This window comes from Mesorhizobium sp. A556, from assembly GCF_054489545.1.
This window is the reverse complement of sequence record NZ_JBTMXA010000050.1, coordinates 1-1561: the sequence shown is the minus strand read 5'-3', so window position 1 is coordinate 1561 and position 1561 is coordinate 1. Positions and strand designations below refer to the sequence as shown.

1 protein-coding gene is annotated in these 1561 nt (G+C 59.3%); it reads left to right on the top strand.

Annotation, left to right across the window (positions count from 1 at the left end; translation table 11 throughout):
* Positions 1–1561, top strand: a 1561-nt coding sequence (locus ACX3P0_RS25200) for a molybdopterin-dependent oxidoreductase (protein WP_459092950.1), incomplete at both ends; no start/stop codon positions are given.

Here is a 1561-nt window from a genome sequence, read left to right as displayed (position 1 = left end):
TCTCAATCACTGGATGCCGCCACAGCAGGGAATTTTCCCGCGCATACGGATCGGGCGAAAGTGGATCAATACGCTATGGGCTCTCCCGATCGGCGTCGCAGCGCTGCTCTGCCTGATCGCGCTCGCGCAAAGCCTGCGCGAACTTCCCGAGATAGCGGCCTTCATCCAGAACCACCCAGGCATCGCGCAATCGGCACCGTCGGTTGATTCCGGTTTCCCCTGGTGGTTGCAGCTCCAGCATTTCCTGAACATGTTCTTCATGCTCTTCATCATGCGGTCCGGCCTGCAGATACTGGCCGACCATCCGCGGCTCTATTGGGGACGAGACTGCACGCCGGGAACCGATTGGTTCCGATTCCAGGTGCCGGTGCCGAGGGACCGTATCTGGACCGCCAAGGATGATTCCGTGACGCTACCTACATGGCTCGGCATTCCGGGCCTGCGTCATACGCTCGGCCTGTCGCGCTGGTGGCATTTCTCGATCAATCTCTTGTGGCTGATCAACGGCATCGCTTTCTACGTCTTGCTGTTTTCCACCGATCAATGGCGCAGGCTGGTGCCTATGACCTGGGAGGTGTTCCCGGCCGCGCTCTCGACGGCAATTCAATATGCCTCGTTGAACTTCCCGGTTGATGAAGGCTGGACCCGCTATAATGGTCTTCAGCAGTTCAGCTACTTCATCACCGTCTTCGTGGCGGCACCCGTCTCGATCTTCACCGGTCTTATGCAGAGCCCGGCGATCTCCAATGCGCTGGGATGGTTTGGTAGGCTGTTCAATCGGCAGGCTATGCGGTCGGTCCATTTCATCTCGTTCGCCTGGTTCGTCGGCTTCATTCTGGCGCATGGCGCCATGGTGTTCGTCACCGGCATCCGGCAGAATACCAATCACATGTTCGCCGGCGTCGACGACGCCTCGTGGACAGGGTTTCCGTTCTTTCTGGCGGCAATGGCGATCCTGACGCTAAGCTGGCTCGTCGCCTCGCCCTTTACCATCCGGTATGCCCGTCTCGTGCAACGCTCGGGCGCATTCATGATCGGTTGGCTCATGGGATTGGCCGAAGGCTGGGACCCTCGCTCGCAGCTTACGAAGAAGGATATCTCGCCGTATTTCTGGCTAAACGGCACGATGCCGAACTCGGAAGAATTCGATGATCTCGTAGCAGAGGGCTTCGCCAGCTATCGGCTTCGGGTCGGTGGCCTTGTCAAGGCGCCACGGGAGTTCTCGCTGGCCGATCTCAAGGCAATGCCAAAGCAGGAGCAGATCACGACGCATTTCTGCATACAGGGCTGGTCCGGTGTCGCCGAATGGGGCGGCGTCCCCATGCGTGATATTCTCGATCTGGTGAAGCCGACACCGGAGGCCCGCTACGCCGTGTTCTACTCGCTCGCTGACGGAGCCGACGGTGGCCGCTACTACGACGTCCATTCAGTAGAGAACATGTGCCACGACCTGACGATTCTTGCCTATGAGATGAACGGCAAGCCGGTCAGCATCCTGCATGGCGCGCCTTTGCGCCTGCGCTGCGAGAACGAACTCGGTTTCAAGATGGTCAAGTGGGTC